General features: G+C 48.1%; 22 protein-coding genes. 8 read left to right on the top strand and 14 right to left on the bottom strand.

The features are described 5' to 3' along the window. Positions 1–5 precede the first annotated feature (5 nt). From AAX10_RS09360 to AAX10_RS09350, 3 genes are all read right to left on the bottom strand, one after another. Complete coding sequence (locus tag AAX10_RS09360) at positions 6–1,388, bottom strand: ABC transporter substrate-binding protein (RefSeq protein WP_046700453.1); 1,383 nt, start codon at positions 1,386–1,388, stop codon at positions 6–8. A gap of 105 nt (positions 1,389–1,493) precedes the next feature. After that, positions 1,494–2,864 (bottom strand): FAD-dependent oxidoreductase, encoded by a 1,371-nt coding sequence (locus AAX10_RS09355; protein WP_046700452.1) that lies wholly within the window; start codon positions 2,862–2,864, stop codon positions 1,494–1,496. A gap of 116 nt (positions 2,865–2,980) precedes the next feature. Continuing rightward, positions 2,981–4,105 (bottom strand): acyl-CoA dehydrogenase family protein, encoded by a 1,125-nt coding sequence (locus tag AAX10_RS09350; RefSeq protein ID WP_046700451.1) that lies wholly within the window; start codon positions 4,103–4,105, stop codon positions 2,981–2,983. Positions 4,106–4,357: 252 nt separating this feature from the next. Here AAX10_RS09350 and hslO point away from each other — a divergent pair, with 252 nt between their 5' ends. Further along, a complete protein-coding gene (gene hslO / locus AAX10_RS09345) occupies positions 4,358–5,245 on the top strand; it encodes an Hsp33 family molecular chaperone HslO (protein WP_046700450.1) in 888 nt (295 codons plus the stop codon). 67 nt (positions 5,246–5,312) lie between these two features. Here hslO and AAX10_RS09340 read toward each other — a convergent pair whose 3' ends face one another. Both AAX10_RS09340 and AAX10_RS09335 read right to left on the bottom strand, forming a co-directional pair. Then, positions 5,313–5,504: a hypothetical protein gene (locus AAX10_RS09340; RefSeq protein WP_080947160.1), complete on the bottom strand. Its 192-nt coding sequence runs from the start codon at positions 5,502–5,504 to the stop codon at positions 5,313–5,315. Further along, the gene (locus AAX10_RS09335; RefSeq protein WP_080947159.1) at positions 5,488–5,874 is read right to left on the bottom strand and encodes a TetR/AcrR family transcriptional regulator; all 387 of its coding nucleotides are present in this window, start codon (positions 5,872–5,874) and stop codon (positions 5,488–5,490) included. Before AAX10_RS09335 ends, AAX10_RS09340 begins: the two co-directional genes overlap by 17 nt. A 373-nt stretch (positions 5,875–6,247) precedes the next feature. Here AAX10_RS09335 and AAX10_RS10545 point away from each other — a divergent pair, with 373 nt between their 5' ends. From AAX10_RS10545 to AAX10_RS10540, 6 genes are read left to right on the top strand one after another with little or no spacing between them, the layout of a single operon-like run. Further along, positions 6,248–6,526, top strand: coding sequence for an alpha/beta hydrolase (locus AAX10_RS10545; RefSeq protein WP_267284328.1), 279 nt, complete (start codon positions 6,248–6,250; stop codon positions 6,524–6,526). Continuing rightward, the gene (locus AAX10_RS09330; RefSeq protein WP_267284327.1) at positions 6,501–7,091 is read left to right on the top strand and encodes an alpha/beta hydrolase fold domain-containing protein; all 591 of its coding nucleotides are present in this window, start codon (positions 6,501–6,503) and stop codon (positions 7,089–7,091) included. Before AAX10_RS10545 ends, AAX10_RS09330 begins: the two co-directional genes overlap by 26 nt. Further along, on the top strand, positions 7,088–7,327 hold the full coding sequence (locus AAX10_RS09325) for a hypothetical protein (protein WP_046700449.1): 240 nt from the start codon (positions 7,088–7,090) through the stop codon (positions 7,325–7,327). The genes AAX10_RS09330 and AAX10_RS09325 overlap by 4 nt, the downstream gene beginning before the upstream one ends. After that, complete coding sequence (locus AAX10_RS09320) at positions 7,299–7,532, top strand: hypothetical protein (protein WP_046700448.1); 234 nt, start codon at positions 7,299–7,301, stop codon at positions 7,530–7,532. Before AAX10_RS09325 ends, AAX10_RS09320 begins: the two co-directional genes overlap by 29 nt. 3 nt (positions 7,533–7,535) lie before the next feature. Next, the gene (locus AAX10_RS09315; protein WP_046700447.1) at positions 7,536–7,727 is read left to right on the top strand and encodes a hypothetical protein; all 192 of its coding nucleotides are present in this window, start codon (positions 7,536–7,538) and stop codon (positions 7,725–7,727) included. Positions 7,728–7,760: 33 nt separating this feature from the next. Further along, complete coding sequence (locus AAX10_RS10540) at positions 7,761–7,892, top strand: hypothetical protein (RefSeq protein WP_267284326.1); 132 nt, start codon at positions 7,761–7,763, stop codon at positions 7,890–7,892. A 52-nt stretch (positions 7,893–7,944) separates the two neighbouring features. Here the strand turns inward: AAX10_RS10540 and AAX10_RS09310 are convergent, their stop codons facing one another. The 6 genes from AAX10_RS09310 to AAX10_RS09285 all read right to left on the bottom strand — a co-directional run bounded on the left by AAX10_RS09310 (position 7,945) and on the right by AAX10_RS09285 (position 12,768). Further along, complete coding sequence (locus AAX10_RS09310; protein WP_046700446.1) at positions 7,945–8,655, bottom strand: ABC transporter permease; 711 nt, start codon at positions 8,653–8,655, stop codon at positions 7,945–7,947. Further along, the gene (locus tag AAX10_RS09305) at positions 8,652–9,371 is read right to left on the bottom strand and encodes an ABC transporter permease (RefSeq protein WP_046698750.1); all 720 of its coding nucleotides are present in this window, start codon (positions 9,369–9,371) and stop codon (positions 8,652–8,654) included. The genes AAX10_RS09310 and AAX10_RS09305 overlap by 4 nt, the downstream gene beginning before the upstream one ends. Before the next feature lie 178 nt (positions 9,372–9,549). Then, complete coding sequence (locus AAX10_RS09300; protein WP_046700445.1) at positions 9,550–10,326, bottom strand: transporter substrate-binding domain-containing protein; 777 nt, start codon at positions 10,324–10,326, stop codon at positions 9,550–9,552. A gap of 61 nt (positions 10,327–10,387) precedes the next feature. Continuing rightward, complete coding sequence (locus tag AAX10_RS09295; protein WP_046700444.1) at positions 10,388–11,164, bottom strand: transporter substrate-binding domain-containing protein; 777 nt, start codon at positions 11,162–11,164, stop codon at positions 10,388–10,390. A gap of 28 nt (positions 11,165–11,192) precedes the next feature. Further along, positions 11,193–11,972 carry a transporter substrate-binding domain-containing protein gene (locus tag AAX10_RS09290; protein ID WP_046698747.1) on the bottom strand — a complete coding sequence of 260 codons (780 nt, stop codon included), beginning with the start codon at positions 11,970–11,972 and terminating at the stop codon, positions 11,193–11,195. 22 nt (positions 11,973–11,994) lie between these two features. Beyond that, positions 11,995–12,768 carry an ABC transporter ATP-binding protein gene (locus AAX10_RS09285; RefSeq protein WP_036367024.1) on the bottom strand — a complete coding sequence of 258 codons (774 nt, stop codon included), beginning with the start codon at positions 12,766–12,768 and terminating at the stop codon, positions 11,995–11,997. Between the two features lie 256 nt (positions 12,769–13,024). Between AAX10_RS09285 and AAX10_RS09280 the strand changes: the two genes are divergently transcribed. Further along, positions 13,025–14,296 (top strand): glutamate-5-semialdehyde dehydrogenase, encoded by a 1,272-nt coding sequence (locus AAX10_RS09280; protein ID WP_046700443.1) that lies wholly within the window; start codon positions 13,025–13,027, stop codon positions 14,294–14,296. Between the two features lie 64 nt (positions 14,297–14,360). On the opposite strand, the gene AAX10_RS09275 is transcribed toward AAX10_RS09280, so the two are convergent. The 3 genes from AAX10_RS09275 to aroE all read right to left on the bottom strand — a co-directional run bounded on the left by AAX10_RS09275 (position 14,361) and on the right by aroE (position 18,222). Next, positions 14,361–15,323: an SEL1-like repeat protein gene (locus AAX10_RS09275; RefSeq protein ID WP_046700442.1), complete on the bottom strand. Its 963-nt coding sequence runs from the start codon at positions 15,321–15,323 to the stop codon at positions 14,361–14,363. A 119-nt stretch (positions 15,324–15,442) separates the two neighbouring features. Continuing rightward, on the bottom strand, positions 15,443–17,263 hold the full coding sequence (locus AAX10_RS09270; RefSeq protein WP_046700441.1) for an acyl-CoA dehydrogenase C-terminal domain-containing protein: 1,821 nt from the start codon (positions 17,261–17,263) through the stop codon (positions 15,443–15,445). Between the two features lie 128 nt (positions 17,264–17,391). Next, the gene (gene aroE, locus AAX10_RS09265; RefSeq protein WP_046700440.1) at positions 17,392–18,222 is read right to left on the bottom strand and encodes a shikimate dehydrogenase; all 831 of its coding nucleotides are present in this window, start codon (positions 18,220–18,222) and stop codon (positions 17,392–17,394) included. Between the last annotated feature and the right edge of the window lie 64 nt (positions 18,223–18,286).

The raw sequence follows: 18,286 nt of genomic DNA, 5'->3' as shown, positions 1-18,286 counted from the left end.
TTATGTTATTGTGCGCGAATGGGAAAGCTTGAGATGTATTCATTAGGGCGACTTGGGTCAAAAGGCTTGCCCATGACGGTGATGGATTTTTCGTCGCTAAATTCATAGCCCATTGCTTGCATTTGTTTTTTGGCATCGGTTAATAAGAATACTTCTTGGGCGAGTTTTTGGTAATCGACATCGCCTTTTAGATAGCCCCAGCGCTTCATTTGCGTGAGCATCCATACCGCCAAAGACTCCCAAGGCATGGCGTCAAAGCCTGTGCGATCTGGCACGTCTTGGACTTTGCCAATGCCGTCAGCGAAGCGACCTGTTAAGCTTTGGCGAATCACAAGCTCTGGCTGGTTTAGATAGTTGGCAGGCGATAAGATCTTGGACAGCTCTTTTTTCATTTCAGGCTTATTCGCCATGACGTTGGCTTTTAGAATCGCGCGATACATCGCTAGGAATGATTGCGGATTGTCATCGATAAAGCTTTGGGATGTGCCAAAACTGCAACAAGGATGACCGTTCCAAATATCACGGCTCAATGTGTGAATGTAGCCTGCCTTATCCCAGACGGCGCGTTGGTTGAAAGGCTCAGGCCCAAAGAAGCCATCAATGTTGCCGGCTTTTAGGTTGGCGATCATGTCGGGCGGTGTGGTTAAGCGCAGTTTCACGTCCTTATCTGGGTCAAGTCCGTGCTCCGCCAGAAAATAACGCAGCAGATAGTTGTGAATTGAGTGCTCAAATGGAATGGCGAAGGTCATGCCTTTCCAGTTTCGTGGGTCGCGATTGTCTTTGTGTTTTAGAGACATCACGAGGGCTTGACCGTTCACGTTTTGGATACAGGCGACTTTCATGTCTTGCTTGGCAGAGCCTAAACCCAGCGTGATGGCAAGCGGCATCGGCGCCAGAAAATGCGTAGCGTCCAGCTCGCGATTCATCATCTGATCGCGCACGAGCGCCCAGCCAGCACGCTTGACCAGCTTGGCATTGATGCCTTGCTCGGCATAGTAGCCCAGCGGGTCTGCCATGATGAGCGGCGTTGAGCAGATGATCGGGATAAAGCCGATGGTTAAGTCTTTCTTCTCGGGATTCAGTCGATTGGCTGCGGCAGCTTCCTGTAAGGCAGATAATGGCAGAAGGCTACCCATGGCTGCCATTGCAGTGCCAGCGCCCACTGTCTTTAGGAAGGCTCGGCGAGTCGGCTCATGAGGGAGTAGTGCTCGCATGGCGGCAGCTTCAACAAAATCGGCAGCAGCTTGCTCGGTTTGGGAGTTTGGTTGTACGTTTCGGTTTAATTGTCCAAACGCACTGGCACGGTCGCAGTCAGCTTGGGTGCTGTGCTGCCCGCATGTGCAGCCAAGATGCGAATTAGGATCATAAGGACGAAAGATATTGCTCATGTTAACTTTAATAATATTCTAAAATCGGAAAATAAAATCAGCCGCTATTATAATAAAGAATAACGGCTGACAATATATGCCAAATTGTCATATGGTTATGATGATTTAGCTTTGAGGTGATTTTAGTAGAGCTTTTGCAATCACTTCACCAGCATCGTCCACCATCTCAAGCGACAGCTCGGCAGGATCATCCTTGATGATGCGCCAGTCGCCATCAGCTCTAGGATTGCCATTGGCGGTGACGTTGATGTTTTTGTTTTTTAGGCGAATCATTGGCGCTTTGTGTTCGTAGCCTGAATGTGCCACGCCTAGGATTTCGTGAGCGATGGCAGTTGCTTGGGCGCGATGCGGCGCAACATAACGACAAGGCACGCCATCGATGCTAATGCAGTCGCCTAGAGCATAAATGTGCGGCACGCTGGTCTGTAGGGTGTGCTGATGCACGGCAATGCCTGTGCGCTTGTTGAAGTCAACACCTGCACGTGTTGGCAGACGTTCATCCACCGCCAAGCCTGTCGCGACAATCACCTCATCAAATGATAATGTGCGAGTGCTATTATCGTTGCAGTCTAGCAGTGCGATCTCATAGCCTGATGGCGTGACTGCCACATCATTGACCATGCTAAAGCCCAGCCAGGTGATGCCTTTGGCGATGATGGCGTTTAGGATGCGCTCACCTGCTACTTTTGGTAAAAATGCTGATAATGGACGTGGGCTGACATCAATTAAGCTAACCTGATGTCCGGCGTTGACCAGATCCTCGGCCAATTCAGTGCCAACCATGCCCGCCCCGATGATGGCGATGTTTTTGGGCTTATTGTCGCGCGCTAAGGCTTTTTGTAGTGCGTCAAAGCGATGAAGGTTATTGACATGATGAGCGACGTCTTTGGCGATGGTTGGCGGATAAGCAGGCGCCGCTCCGATCGCAAGCACCAAATCATCATAGCCGACATCGCCGCGCGTGGTGTGCAGGGTTTGTGTCTCGGTGTCAATGTGAGTGACGAAAGTGTTCGCCAGAAGACGAATGTGGTTGTCTGTGGCAGATTGCACGGCGCTGGTGCGCACCAGATCAGCAGGCGTCTTGCCTTGTGAGATGGCCACTGATAGCATGGGCTTATGGTAGCGATCACCTGAGTCGCCACAGATAAGCGTGACAGGAATGTCTTTATCCAAGGCGCGAACAGCGTCAACCACACTCCAGCCAGCCAAACCAGCACCGATGATGACGATGCCTTTTTTATGGCTATTAAAAATCGGCGTGGTGATGTTTAGAGCCCCTTCGGTGTCGTCATAGGGTTCAAAATCGCTTTTTTTGACACCACATAATGGGCATTGCCAATCGTCAGGAATGTCCTCAAAGCGTGTGCCAGCGGGCAAGCCATCTTCTGGATCGCCAAATTCTTCGTCATAAATATAGCCACATGCTAGGCAGATGAATTTACGCCAAGCGCCGCGTCCGTCAGTGGGTGTAGTCATGGGTTGCCCTTTTTGATTGTTTGAATTTTGGGCGACTGGTCGATTTTGATGTGATCATCGACCAGTCGTTTTGATTGTTATTTGATTGTTATTTGAATGTTTAATTTGAAATATAATCAGATGTGAAACTCAATCTCACGGCGCACGTTCGGCTCACTCATCAGCTGATGCGACAGATAGCGCAAATGCTTGATGGCAGGCGTAACGATGGCGACGAACTGCGCTTCACGCAGACGACGCTGCGGCGCTGCGCTCATGAGATAGCCCTTGGCACCTTGATGGAGCATGGCGGCTTGGGTGGCTTTTAGGCTAAGCATACCGCCTTGGGTGCGCACATCCAGCACATCCAAGAAAAACTCCGTATGCGTCTCAAATGGCGTCTTGGCAAGCTCGGCGGTACGTGCAACCAGACGATCCAGTTCGTCTTGCAGGGTGCCTGCTTGGTCTTCCAAGAAAGCGTTACTCACCGCAGTACCTTCTTTGACGTCGTCAATCGCGCCCATGATGATGCCAGCGCCAATGCCCATCTGCATCAGGACGAATGCACCGCGAATGCGCTTGATGAAGTCCTTACAAGGCAGGGCGATGATGTCATCTGTGCTGATTGGGTAGTTTTGTAATTCAATGCGCCAAGTGCTAGAGCCTTCCATGCCTGAGAAAGTTGGGCATGCGTGTAGCTCCCACTTGCCCGCGCGTTCTTTGTCAAATTGTAAGAAAAAGAACACTTCATCGTCTGTGCCTTCAATCTGTGCCACCGCGCCGCAGTATTGATCTGGTGCGATGTGGCTGATCCAAGGTAGGGTGCCCTTGATGCTATAGCCTTGACCGTCTTTTTTGGCGACAAGTCGCATGCTTTCGATGTTCGCCCAAGTTTTCATGGGGTTAGATAGTGCCGTACCGCCAAAGGTATTGGCGATGACATGGTCAGGTAGAATGCGCTGTTTTAGTGCGCTGTTGTCCGATTGGTCAAGGTATAACCCCATCACCTGATGACACCATGTCAAAAAGCCTGTTGTGCCACAGACACGACCCACCTGAGCATTCGCCAGAATCGCTAAATCAAGGCGGTTGCCGTACTCATTAAGGTGTGGCGCGAACAATCCTGCCTTGCCCAGTACGCTCATCTCCGCCAGTGGGTAGTAGCCTTTGTCGATGTCGATGACTTTTGGACTAAGATGAATGTTGGCTAGGCTTTGGACGTTGTCCAAAAAATCCTGCTGATTATTAAAATTAAAACTCATGGCGATCTCTTTTTTGGCGGTTTGTTGTCTTAGTGGTTTAAAAATAAACTTGCTTATTCTAAAATGAACTAAATTACCCTAAAAATCTAGCAATGTATTATAAGTCAGCTTGGTTGAGCGCGCATTTTCTATTTTGGAATATGTTCAAAAAAATCAGGAATATGAAAAGTTTTGCCAAAAATCGTTCACTGATTTGCAATTTGGCAACCCACCCCCATTTATCTGTAAATTCTACCAGTTAAGAAGTAAATCATGAATGATGTGAATCAATCTACCCAGTATCGCCAACGTTTTTTTATTGAGGGGTCGCCTGTGCGCGGCGATGTCGTGCGTCTTGATGAGGCGTATCAAAATGTCATCAATAAAAAACCTTATCCTGCGGCCATCAAGGCGCTCTTGGGTGAGATGCTCGTGGCTGCCAGCCTATTAATCGGCACGCTGAAGATTAATGGCAGACTGTCAGTGCAATTACAATCATCTGATGAGAACAGCCTGTTGTCTTGGGCGATGGCAGAATGCGATCACACAGGGCAAGTGCGTGCTTTGGCGGGGTTTCACGACAGTGATGAATGGCAGCAGAATACCACCAGCCAGAGCGCCTTTGCTAAGCTGGGACAAGGCGTGCTGTTCATCAGCATCCATCCAGAGCGTGGAGAAGCGTATCAAGGTATCGTTGAGCGAGTGAGTGATGATTTGGCGGAGTGCTTGGCGCATTACCAAAAACAATCCGCTCAGATCCCAACTCTGTTGAAACTCGCCACGAGCGATGAAAGTGTAGGTGGTATTCTGGTGCAGCTATTACCACAAACACAAGAGGATCGTGAGAACGACCCTGATCTGTGGGAGCGCATGAGCGCCCTGACCATCACCATTAAGGATGAAGAGCTGACTGATCTGGCGGCGGATGAGATTTTGTATCGCTTATATCACGAAGAAGATGTGGTGATCCCAGAGCCAAGCGAGCTTGAATTTGGCTGCACCTGCTCTAAAGAAAAAAGCGAGGGCGCAATCTTGCAACTAGGCCATGAAGAGGCACTACACGCGCTAGATGCTCATGGCGGCAAGCTGTCATTGGACTGTGGATTCTGTGGACAGTCGTATGAATTTAACCACTCCGATGTCGATGCGTTATTTGTATAAATAAAACCACAAAAAGAGGGCCTAGCCCTCTTTTTTATGTGCTAAATCATCATACCTGACACGAAAATTACCCATCATCATCCATCAATCCAATCTGTAGAATATCCATCACTTTTTGCCAATCCTTCAAGGTCTCTATTTCGTTGAGATCTCGCCCTTTTTTTAGGTAATATTCGCCTGCATGTAGCGCCATCGCAGCATAGCTGTCCGCATGAAAATCCCAATCTAAGTTCGGGTCTTGGTCACTGGCATACGCCAAAAATCGATTCTTGACCAGTGTATGCATCTCGCAGCGAAAAATTGTGTGTGGGCGTCTGAATTTTTAGTAACGCCAGGGCGAGACGTCTGTCTTGATGGGTCAATGATTCGCGAGCTTTAATGCTCTCTTGAGGGTTCTTGCCAAATCTTAAAAACAAAAACTGCTCATAGCCGCAGCGTATCTCGGCGATGAGCTTGCCTGTTAGGTCGTTTTTATTAAAGTAATACTGATAAAAGGTGGAGCGAGTAATCATCGCTCGTGTGACGATGTCTTGCACGCTGATCTTATCGTAATCTCGTTCGTGCAATAGGTCAACGAAGGCTTCTTTGATGGCTTTTTGGGTGCGTTTGGGACGCAAATCGGTGGTCATGGCGATGTTCCGACAATTTAATAATTATCGTTGGATCATACAATATTTTTATATTTTTGTTAATGAAAGTACATGCTTTTAAAAATATCGGTGGTTAAGCTGGGGTCATGAGTTATTTAAAATTAACAATACTCAGAATTTTATCGGAATTTTATTGTGAAAAAAACTTCTGATTGCCGCATTCATCTTTGCTTTTGCATTAAGTGCTTCAGCGTCAGAGCCAGCCCAATCCAAGCCGGCAAATTTACTTGCGCCTGAATATCAGGATTTGTCAGCATTGACAGCCTTGGGTAATTTAGATGCAGTGATCGCTTAGGCGGATCTGGCTAACCCTGATCAGACGCGTGCCATATTACAAATAATCAACGCTGACTTGCTAAAGCAGAACCTAGCCACAGCGCCCCAAGCGACAAGTAAATTGACCGCCCCGAAGGCAGGTGACCAAACTGCTGTGGACATGTATGTCTTTGAACCTAAGGTTCGGGCTGACAAGTCGCCGGTGATTTATTTTATTCATGGCGGTGGTTATTTGGTGGGTAGTGCCGTACAGCAGAACGCTGAGCTGTTCGAGCCTGCCGAGCAGGTGGGTGCGGTGGTTGTTAATGTGGAGTATCGTCAGGCGGGCGATGCGCCCCCCCCCGGCGGATACTAATGACGCTTATCATGCCTTGTCTTATGTGTTTGATAACGTAGAGAGTTTGGGCTTTGATGAGGATAAAATCATCATGGGCGAGAGTGCTGGCGGTGGTCTAGCGGCACGACTCGCCCCAAAAGTGCGCGATCTAGGCGAGTATCAGCCTGCCGGTCAGGTGCTTATTTGTCCGATACTTGATCATAGTACAGGTACAGCAGAGTCGCCTTATGCTAATGATTATGCGTGCAAATTTGTGTGGAAACCTGAATACAACCGCTTGGACTGGGGGCTGTTAAAGGGTGGTTGGGACATTAGTGATGGTGATTTACCCTATTATTCTGCGAGCATGGCAAAGGAGCTAAAAGGTCTGCCAAGAACTTATATCATGGTCGGTGGTTTAGATCTGTTCGTGAATGAAGACATTGATTATGCCAACCGCTTAATAAAAGCAGGTGTGGCAACCGATCTACAAGTCATCAATGGTGTGTATCATGCCTTTGAAAAGGTAAACCCAACATCACCGCAGACTAAGGCCTATCATGCCACGCGTACTGAGGCGATCAAAAGAACGTTAAACCCATGAGTGTGTCTCGTTATCCTGCGCTTTGGATCTTTGTGCTGGTGGTATTGATCATGCCATTTTTGACGCCGTATTTACCAATGGCTTGGTATGTCAAACATGGGCTGATGGGGAATCTGCAATGTGCACTATTAGGCTTAGCAGCGTTTGGCTGTCTGTACGGCTACACACGAATGCAAGCGCAGACGGCTCGCTGGGTATGGCTTGGCGATGGCATTTTTGGTGTTCGTTGTTCGTGAGACCAACACGATGCGCGGTGTGCTGTATGATGCTGATGCGATATGGTTTGGTGTTCATAATCGCTTGTACGGCCGAACTTTGGTGGGGGCTATGGCGATATTTGCGCTGACGTGCTTAATCCGTGGCCGAGCATGGCGATGGCTGCGCTATCAAGCCTTGCCAGTGCTGCCGATATTGGCTTGGTTGCTATTGATTGGGTTTTAATATGTGGGCGAGCGTGGCAGCTTCGGTCTTGGCGATATGGGCATTATCCTAGAAGAAAATAGTGAGCTATTGGTTTATGTGGGTGCTTGGCTGATCTGTTGGCATTATGGTAAATCGCTATTAACCGACAAACCATCAACCTCAAAGGATGAAAAAAAATACCCTGCCTATCATAAAGCCAATCTATTTAAATGATCAGAAGTCAAATATTACAAAAGTGAGCGTGTTATGTTCTACGTTAGGGTGAATCGAGGCGAATTTAATCTAAAGCACATCAAGACCACCTGCGGTCGAGTATTGGTTTGGAATGACGAGCATCACCAACTCAGCGATGATCAAATCAAAAAAAGCTTAGAATAAGCATTAGAATAAACAAAAAAACACCAGTCACTTGGCTGGTGTTTTTTATTAATTAGGCAGTGGTTGGCGGCACGTAGTGTTTGTGCTTATTGATATGGCTTTCGAATAGCTTAAAGCCAAACATGACGATCCACGCCAAAATCAAATAAATCACACCAGCGGCAGCGTACATCTCGATGTGCAGGTAGTTCTTAGCTGCAAGGTTCTTGGCGGTCAAGGTCAGCTCCGTGATCGTGATCGACGCTGCCAGAGCGCTACCTTTTAGGATAAATATCACCTCGTTGCTATAAGCAGGAATCATGATGCCAAAAGCGCGCGGTAGCATGACTCGGCGGATTTTTTGGAACTTTGACATCCCGATGGCATCGGCAGCTTCAAGCTCGCCTTTAGGAATGGCAGCGATGGCGCCACGCACGATCTCTGCGATATAGGCGGCAGTATTTAGTGTAAATGCGATGATGGCACACCAGTATGCCTGCTTAAATACCGGCTCCCAAAGAAAGCTGTCTTTGATAAAATCAAACTGCCCAAGTCCTTGATAAATCAAGAAAATCTGAATCAATAGTGGCGTACCACGAAAGAAAAAGATATACAAAAAAGGTAGGGCTTTGACCCAAAGGTGCTTAGATGAGCGCAGAAGCCCCAACACAACCCCAAGGATTAAGCCCAGTACACAAGACAGCACCACAAGTTCGATGGTGGTCACCGATGCTTTTAGCATGGTGGGGAGATGCTCGATGACGGCTTGCCATTGTAGATTCATGCCTTATCTCCTTGTTTTAACAGTGATTTGGCATAGCGAGCGGCAGGGTTGGCGCGCCATTCAAAATGTGTCATAAACAGCGTGACAATGGTGGTCAGTGCCAGATAGATGAGCGCGGCTGTGATGTAGAATGTAAAAGGCATTTGGGTGGTTTGGGCGGCGCGACCTGAGTAATACATGAGATCTTGAAGTCCGATAAGTGATACCAGTGCGGTGTCTTTTAGTAGCACCAAGGTTAGATTGCCGATACCAGGCAGAGCCACAAGCCACATCTGTGGCAGAATGATGCGTCTGACAGTCTGCGCAGGCGTCATGCCAAGACTCTGGGCAGCTTCCCATTGACCTTTTGGGATGTCTTGAACCGCCATGCGGAACACTTCGGTGGCATACGCGCCGAACATGATGGATAAGGCAGCCACACCCGCCCAAAAGCGGCTCATGTCCACCCGACCTGTGTAGCCAATCTGAGCAGCGACAAGCTGTATGATGGCATCACCGCCAAAGAAAATGAAAAATACCATGAGCAGCTCAGGTACGCCGCGCACGACAGTGGTATAAATGTCTGCGATGCGTTGGAGTAGCCATATACCTGATAGCTTGGCGGCTGCACCCAGTAAGCCAAGAATGAGACCAAAAATCAGACTAACGAAGCCTAACTGAATGGTGAGCCATGTGCCTTTCATTAAAATTGGGCCGTAGCCTTGTAGGTCAAACACGTTACTGCCTTATAAATGCCTTATCAAGAAAAGACGAACAAAAATCCATAAAAACGGCTTGGACGATGACAAAGAGATTTGCCAAGCCCAAACCGTCTATTTTAACAAAATTTCACTTATCATGAAATGCTTATTTTTAAATCCATCCAAAAGCAGGGCTCAACCTGACTTGCTTGGGTTATTTTGTCAGCATCTCTTGTCCGAAGTGCTTCACGACGATCTCATCGTAAGTGCCGTCAGCCTTGATGTCAGCCAGTGCTTTGTTGAACTTGCCAGCAAGCTCAGCATCGCCTTTATTAACTGCAATGGCAAACTTGTCGTTGATGTCGATGTCGTCGCCTTTGATTTCAAAGTTCTTACCCAGATCGCTTTTTAGCCATGTTAGGGCGGGCAGCTTATCAGAGATCATGACATCCACGCGACCATTGCCCAGATCCATGAAGGCACCGTCTAGACTGCCGTGCAGCTGTGGTGTGATGCTTGGGTGGGCTTGTGATAGCCATTGACTTGAGATGGTTGAGCCTTGAGCGGTGATCTTAGCAGCTTCGATCTCGCTGGCGTTGGCAGGGTTAAATGCGCTGTCTTTTTTTGCCAAGAATACTAGGGTGTTGGCAAAGTACGGTTCGGTAAAATCAACTTGTTCGATGCGCTCAGGCGTAACTGACATCGATGAGACGATGGCGTCGAATTTGCCGGCTTTTAGCGCAGGAATGATGCCATCCCAGTCTTGGGCTTCGATGGTGCATTCGGCTGCCATTTTGGCGCACAGTGCGTTTGCGATGTCTACGTCAAAACCACCAAGTGAACCGTCGGTGTTGGTGTAGTTAAATGGGGCATACGCACCTTCGGTGGCGATGCGAATTTGATTAGAGTTGGTTGGCGCGGCTTCTTTATCGCCGCCACAAGCACTTACCAGAGCAGTTAGCGCAAGTGTGCTTAATAATTTTAGCTTCATGTTCATGTCCTTATAAATTGGTATGGACAAATAGGGCGTATCTTATGACACGCCCTAAGTATTATTTTACGATGTCTTGATCAAAGTATTTGCCGACAAGCTCATCATATTTGCCAGATTCTTTTAGCTTGGCAAGTGCAGCGTTGAATTCGTCTTTTAATGCGTCATCCTTACGGAAGGCGATGGCAACGGTATCATTGATGTCAATCGGCTCGCCTTTGACTTCAAATTCAGTACCTTGCTCGGTTTTTAGCCAATCTAGACCAGGAACGATGTCAGACATCATGCCATCAACGCGGCCTGCGCTTAGATCAAGGTAAGCGTTGTCTTGTTTGTCGTAGGTTTTTACGACAGCGTTGGGATGATTGGCAGCGACATAATCAGCTGATACGGTGGCTTGCTGAGCGGCGATGTTCTTGCCATCAAGGGCGTTTACGTTCAGATCAACGCCTTTTTTGCCAAGCAGTACCAAGGTATTGTTAAAGTACGCATCACTAAAATCAACCACTTTGGCACGCTCTTCGGTGGCAGACATGCCAGCCATCACAGCGTCAAATTTCTTGGCGTTTAGACCTGGGATCAGACCTTCCCAGTCTTGGCTTTGGATGTCGCATTGGGCTTTCATTTCTTCGCACAGTGCATTGGCAAGATCAATCTCAAAGCCCACCAAGTTACCGCTGTTATCTAGGTAGCTAAATGGCTTGAAGCTAGATTCGGTAGCGATGCGGATTTGCTTGGTGCTGTCGCTAGGCAAAGCAGATTCTGCAGGTGCTTTATCGCCACCACAAGCACTTACCAGAGCAGTTAGCGCAAGTGCGCTCAATAATTTTAGTTTCATTGTTCTCTCCTTTGGGTGGTTGTTGCGATTATTTGAAATTCGCTGCTTCAAGCTCAGCCAATTTGCCAGATTCTTTTAGCTTGGCAAGTGCGGCGTTGATGTCTTCTTTTAGGGCGTCGCCTTTACGAACAGCGATGCCTAGGTTGTCGTTGTTGTCGATCTCTTCACCAACCAGACCAAAGCCTTCTTGACCTTGTTTTAGCCATTCTGCCGCAGAGACTTTCTCTGCCATGACTGCCGCGTTACGACCAGCCTTTAGGTCAAGATAGGCGTTCATGTAGGTGTCGTACAGCTGCACGGTGTTGCCGTCTTTGCCATCATATTTTTCGGCGATGTAGGCGGCGCCAGTGGTTGAACGCTGACCACCTAGGATGGTGTTTTTGATGTTATTTGGATCAAAGCTGCCACTGGTTTTTGATAGCCATACGATGGTGTTTGAGAAATATGGCTCAGAGAAGTCAACTTGCTCTAGACGCTCAGGCGTGATCGACATGCCTGCGATGATGGCATCGTATTTATTGGCGTTTAGGCCTGGGATTAGACCTTCCCAATCTTGAGCGACGATTTCACATTTGGCATTGATTTCGGCGCAGACCGCGTTAATCACATCTACGTCAAAACCGATGATTTTGCCATCTGGCGCAGTATCGTTGAATGGAGGATAGGCAGCTTCCGTGGCGATTTTTAGGTCGCGAGCAGTAGGTGCGTCAGCTTTGGTAGCATCTGTATTGTCTGCAGGCTTGTTTTGATTGCATGCTGTCAAAGCTAGGGCGATGGCAGCGATGCTACCGATTTTGGTGATGTTCATAAACGTTCCTTAAAACAATAAATCAGCGGTGCGATGCCATGAATTCACGCACGCGTTCAGATTTTGGGTTGTCAAATACTTCATCGGGAGTGCCAATCTCTTCGATGCGACCTTGGTGCAAAAAGACGATCTTATCTGATACTTCACGCGCAAATCGCATCTCGTGCGTAACGATCAGCATGGTGCGTCCTTCGGCAGCCAGCTCGCGCATCACTGACAGCACTTCGTTCACAAGCTCAGGGTCAAGCGCCGATGTCGGTTCGTCGAATAGCAGCACCTGCGGCTTCATCGCCAAGGCGCGTGCGATGGCAACACGCTGGCGCTGACCGCCTGATAGGTTGTCTGGATAGGCGTTTTTTTTATCTAATAAGCCGACCTTATCCAGTAGGCGTTCGGCTTCTGCGATGGCTTCTGCCTTGGATTGCTTTAGGACTTGGGTTGGGCCTTCGATGATGTTTTGGAGGATGGTTTTGTGCGGCCAAAGGTTGAAGCTTTGGAAAACAAAGCCGATTTTTGAGCGTAATTGTTCGAGTTGTTTTGGGTTTTTGGCGACCAGTTCGCCTTTTTTGTCAGTCAAGATCAGCTCTTCATTGCCGATGATGATCTTGCCGCTGCTTGGATTTTCTAGTAGGTTGATGCAGCGAAGTAGGGTGGATTTGCCCGAGCCTGATGAGCCTAGGATGCTGATGACATCACCGTCGTGCGCGGTTAAAGAGACGCCTTTTAGGACTTGCAAAGAGCCGTAATTCTTATGAATGTCTTGTAAATCTAGAGCGATGGGGGGAGTGTCGGTCATGATGATTCTTTTTAAAATAAGGGTAATGAAGCAGTCAAAATAAAGAACAAAAGTATAAGTTCTTGAAATATAAAAGATGAATTAGATATTTTCGCCAAAAGCGCACTAAAAGGCAAATGTTTTTCACGTTTTGGGTGAATTTTTTTGTATAAATTGGTAAATTTTAATCAAGCGTGGTTATTATTGTCATTTTTGAATGGAATAATTGAGGTTTGGTTGTTATGATAGGGCAACTTTTAAGCAGTTAGGAGTGAGGATGAATATCCAAGAATACATGATGAGCGTCGGCAAAAAGGCTCAAGCGACGTCGCGTGCGTTGGCAGCGGCGAATACACGCACCAAGAATGCAGCACTTAATGCCATCAAAGAAGCGATGATCGCCAATAAAAACAGCATCTTAAGCGAGAATGCCAAAGATGTCACGAACGGCAAACACAATGGGCTGGATGAGGCGTTGCTGGATCGTTTGGTGATTAATGAGTCACGATTTGATGCGATGCTGGCGTCCTTGGATGATGTGATTGACCTGCCCGATCCGATTGGTGAGATTGATGACATGGTGTATCGTCCATCGGGCATTCAGCTGGGCAAGATGCGTGTGCCGCTTGGGGTGATTGGCATGATCTATGAGAGCCGTCCGAATGTCACGGTTGAGGCGGCAAGTCTTGCCATCAAATCAGGCAATGCCATCATCCTGCGTGGCGGCTCTGAGGCATATCATTCAAATCAGGCAATCGCAGCCTGTGTGCGTGCAGGATTGGATGCAGCAGGACTGCCAGGCGAAGCGGTTCAAGTACTAGAGACCACGGATCGCGCGGCGGTGGATAGCCTGATTACGATGACGCAGTTTGTGGATGTGGTGATCCCTAGAGGCGGTAAGGGTCTGATCGAGCGCATCGCGAATGGCGCGCGCGTGCCTGTCATCAAGCATCTAGATGGTAACTGCCACACCTATGTGGATGAGTCGTGTGACATTGAGATGGCGGTCAAAGTCTGTGTCAATGCCAAGACTTCACGCTATGCCCCGTGTAACGTCATGGAGACGCTGCTTGTTCATAAGAGTCGCACTGATGCACTGATCAAGATTCTAACTGCAATGCATGACGTTGATAATAATATGCAGTTCTTCGTGTGTGCTGAGACGATGAAAGCTCTAAAAGACACGCACCTAAATATCCAAGCTGCCACCGAAGATGACTGGTATCAAGAATATCTTGCGCCTAAGCTTGCCGTTAAAATCGTAGATGAGCTGGATGATGCCATCACGCACATCAACCACTACGGCAGCCACCACACCGATGTTATCATCACCAATGACTATGCCAACATGCAAAAGTTCATCCGCGAGGTGGATTCATCAAGTGTGATGGTCAATGCATCGAGCCGTTTTGCTGATGGGTTTGAATATGGGTTGGGTGCTGAGATTGGCATCTCAACCGATAAGATTCACGCCCGAGGTCCTGTAGGTCTGCATGGACTGACTTCCCAAAAATGGGTGGTGTTCGGGCATGGGGAGATTCGCCTTTAGACGGTAAATGGTCTATCTAAGAAAAAAGCGTGCATGACACGCTTTTTTTGGGTATGGCGGATGGTCAGTAGCCTCGTTGGTTGAGTATTTTGTATTCATCACAGCCCTTTTGATATCCCAAATCACAGGCTCTGCCAAACCATTCTTTGGCGGTGGCGTAGTTTTGGCGTACGCCCTCGCCGTTATAATAGCGTAGCCCGATATTACGGGCGGCTTGTGCATTGCCTTGGGCGTAGGCTTTTTGATACCATGCGATGGCTTCGGTGTAGTTTTGGCGTACGCCGTATCCATCGCTATACATATTGCCTAAATTATTTTGAGCCCCTGCATCCCCCTGTTCAGCTGCTTTTTTATACCAATACACCGCCTGTACGTAGTCTTGCTTCACGCCGTATCCATTATAATACATCAAGCCCAAATGATATTGAGCCCATGCATACCCCTGCTCAGCCGCCTTTTTAAACCAAGATACCGCCTGTGCGTAGTCTTGCTTCACGCCGTATCCATTATAATACATCACACCCAAATTATTTTGAGCCTTTGCATTCCCCTGTTCAGCCGCCTTTTTATACCAAGATACCGCCTGTACGTAGTCTTGTTTCACGCCTCGTCCATTATAATACATCAAGCCCAAATGATATTGAGCCCATGCATTCCCCTGTTCAGCCGCCTTTTTAAACCAAGATACCGCCTGTGCGTAGTCTTGCTTCACGCCGTATCCATTATAATACATCACACCCAAATTATTTTGAGCCTTTGCATTCCCCTGCTCAGCTGCTTTTTTATACCAATACACCGCCTGTACGTAGTCTTGCTTCACGCCGTATCCATTATCATACATCAAGCCCAAATTATTTTGAGCACTTGCATTCCCCTGTTCGGCTAAGCGTTTAAAGATGGGGAAGGCTTGGCTGTAATTTTGATTATCCATATAAGACATGGCAATGTCAAAGTCATTCGCCATCGCAGGCGTTGCCACACTTAGGCTTAGTGCTAATAGTAGGGCGGATAGAGCGGGTGTTTTCATGAGATTCTCCAAGAAAGTCTGTGTAGAAATGATAGGGGATTTTGCCTACTTTGGCAATCTTTGACAATAAAAAAGGACGGCAAATTTTCCGTCCTTTTTTGGGGTGTGTTAGACCATCATCAATCCAAAAATGCAAAATGTTCAATATCCATCTTGGTCATGACTTCGCTAGGTGTGGTCATGGCGTTGGCATGCGCGTCGCTTCTTGGTAGGATTTTCTCGAAGTAGAATTCAGCGGTCTGAGTCTTCGCCAGATAAAATTCATAAGGCTGTTCGCCGCCGTTTTTCATCTTGTCGAAGGCAACTGCTGCCATGCGCGCCCAGTGATATGCCATCATCACATAGCCTGAGTACATTAGGTAGTCATCAGAAGCCGCAGAGACGATTTCGCGGTCTTTGCGTGCGGCGATGAGTAGGCGTGCGGTCAGCATGTTCCATTCAGCGCACAGCTTGGTCAGCGCCCAGACGTATTGGCGCATTTCTTTATCAAGGGCGTATTCGCTACACCACTTCATGATGCCCGCGGTATAGTCACGCACGATCTTACCAGCACCGTTTAGTAGGACTTTACGACCCAGTAGGTCAAGTGCCTGTACGCCTGTGGTTCCTTCGTATAAGGTGGCGATGCGGGCATCACGAGCGATGAGCTCCATGCCAGTTTCTTTGATGTAGCCATGCCCACCGTAGATTTGTTGTCCGTGTTTGGCGCACTCAATACCAAGCTCGGTTAAGAAGCCTTTTAGGATGGGTGTATAGAATCCTAGCTTGTCATCCCATTTTTTGATGGCGTCTTCATCGCCACGAGCCACCGCATTCGCCAGATGGTCGGCGTAGCGTGCTGAGTGATAAGTCATCGAGCGACCACCTTCACAGAAGGCTTTTTGGATCAGAAGCATACGACGCACATCAGCGTGATGAATGATGGCATCGCCAGCTTGATCAGGTTCTTTGGTGCCTGACAGGGCGCGCATCGAGCGACGTTCTTTGGCGTATGGCAATGAGTTCTGGAAAGCCAGTTCCATGTGCGACAGACCTTGGATGCCTGTGCCGATACGCGCGGTGTTCATATAGGTGAACATGGCTTTTAGGCCTTTGTTGGGCTCACCAATAAGATAACCTGTCGCGCTGTCGAAGTTTAGGACGCAGGTTGCGCTAGATGAGATGCCCATCTTATGCTCAATCGAGCCACAAGTCACCGCATTGCGCTCACCCATCTCGCCATCAGCGTTTACAAGGAATTTTGGCACGATGAACAGCGAGATGCCTTTGGTGCCAGCAGGCGCATCCGGCAGGCGAGCTAAGACAATATGTACGATGTTGTCGGTTAGGTCGTGTTCACCAGCGCTGATGAAAATCTTAGTGCCCGTAATGGCATAACTGCCGTCGTCATTGGGTGTGGCGCGAGTTTTCATTTGGTTTAGGTCGGTACCTGCCTGAGATTCGGTAAGACACATCGTACCTGACCATTCACCGCTGATTAGCTTGGGTAGATAAGTGTTTTTTTGGTCCTCGTCACCATATTGTAAGATGGTGTTTACCGCGCCGATAGACAGGCCTGGGTACATTGACCATGGCCAGTTGGCGGTGCCCATCATCTCAGATTTGATGAGATTAAGTGACATCGGCAGGTTCATGCCACCGAATTCTTCTGGATAAGAGATGCCTTGCCAGCCGCCTTCCATGAAAGCTTGATAGGCTTCTTTAAAGCCTTTTGGCGTGGTCACCTCGCCATCTTTGAAATGACAGCCTTCTTGGTCGGCTGCTTGATAGACAGGCGCGAGCATGGTTTCAGCAAAGTCAGCAAAGCCTTGTAGAATCATATCTACCGTCTCAGCATCAGCATTCTTGCCATTGTCTAGAGTTTGGTAGTGGCCTTGATAGTCAAGCACTTCATTCATCAAAAATTTGATGTCGCGTAAGGGAGCTTTATAAGTCAGCATAATCAATCCTTGGTTGGCTAAAAAAACTGGGCATGATGTTGCCATGCCCATTCACTATACAATAGATTTATTAAAATGACTTAAAATTTCTGCCAATAATAACTTATTTTCATAATAAACTATATTTATTATGAATTTATTTTATTATTAATGTGCTTATCCCAATCCACTTTATCCAGATCGACGCGCTTACCTGTCCACAGTTCAAAGGCAAGTTTGGCCTGTTGAATGAGCATGCCATAGCCATCACAGCAGCGCACGCCTTGATGCTCAAAGTGTGCCAAGAACTCTGATGGCTTACCATACATCATGTCGTAGGCGAAGCCTGCGCGTACACCACAGGACAGCTCCAGCATCTGCCCTGTGGTGGTGGCACTCGTGGCATTGATGATGACATCAGCATAAAAATCATCTGACTTTAGGGTGTACAATTCATTAATGTCAATGCTGCCAAATGCTTCAAAGTCTGCCTTTAAGGCTTCGGCGCGCGCTAATGTCCGGTTAAAGATGGTCAGGCGCGCGCCTTGTTCGATGAGCGGCAGAATCGCCCCGCGTGTCGCACCGCCTGCGCCGATGATGGCGATGTGCGCACCTTGTAGAGTGACACCTTTATCCAATAGATCCGACACCAATCCGCGCCCGTCGGTGTTATCTCCGAAGAGCTTGCCGTCTCGTAGGGCTAGGGTATTGACTGCTTTAGCGGTCGTGGCGTATTCGCTTAGGCTGCCCATCTGACTACACAGCTCAAAGGCGATCTCTTTGAATGGTAAGGTCACGTTCGCGCCCACGCCGCCGCCATTAAAGAATGCTTCAACCACCGCATTAAAGCTGTCTTTATTATCAGGGCAAAGCTGACGACGATAGCTGATATCAAGCCCGGCACTGTCAGCGAATGCGTGATGAAGTTCGGGGCTTTTTGAGTGGGTGATGGGGTTGCCAATGACGATAAAATGCTGCATGAATGATCCAAAATAATAAGAGCTAATGTTGGGGTATTTTTTACTGCATTATAGAAAAAATAGC

The sequence above is a fragment of the Moraxella bovoculi genome (genome assembly GCF_000988745.2).
GTDB classification, from domain to species: Bacteria; Pseudomonadota; Gammaproteobacteria; order Pseudomonadales; family Moraxellaceae; genus Moraxella; species Moraxella bovoculi.
This window is presented reverse-complemented; position numbering and strand designations above follow the sequence as displayed.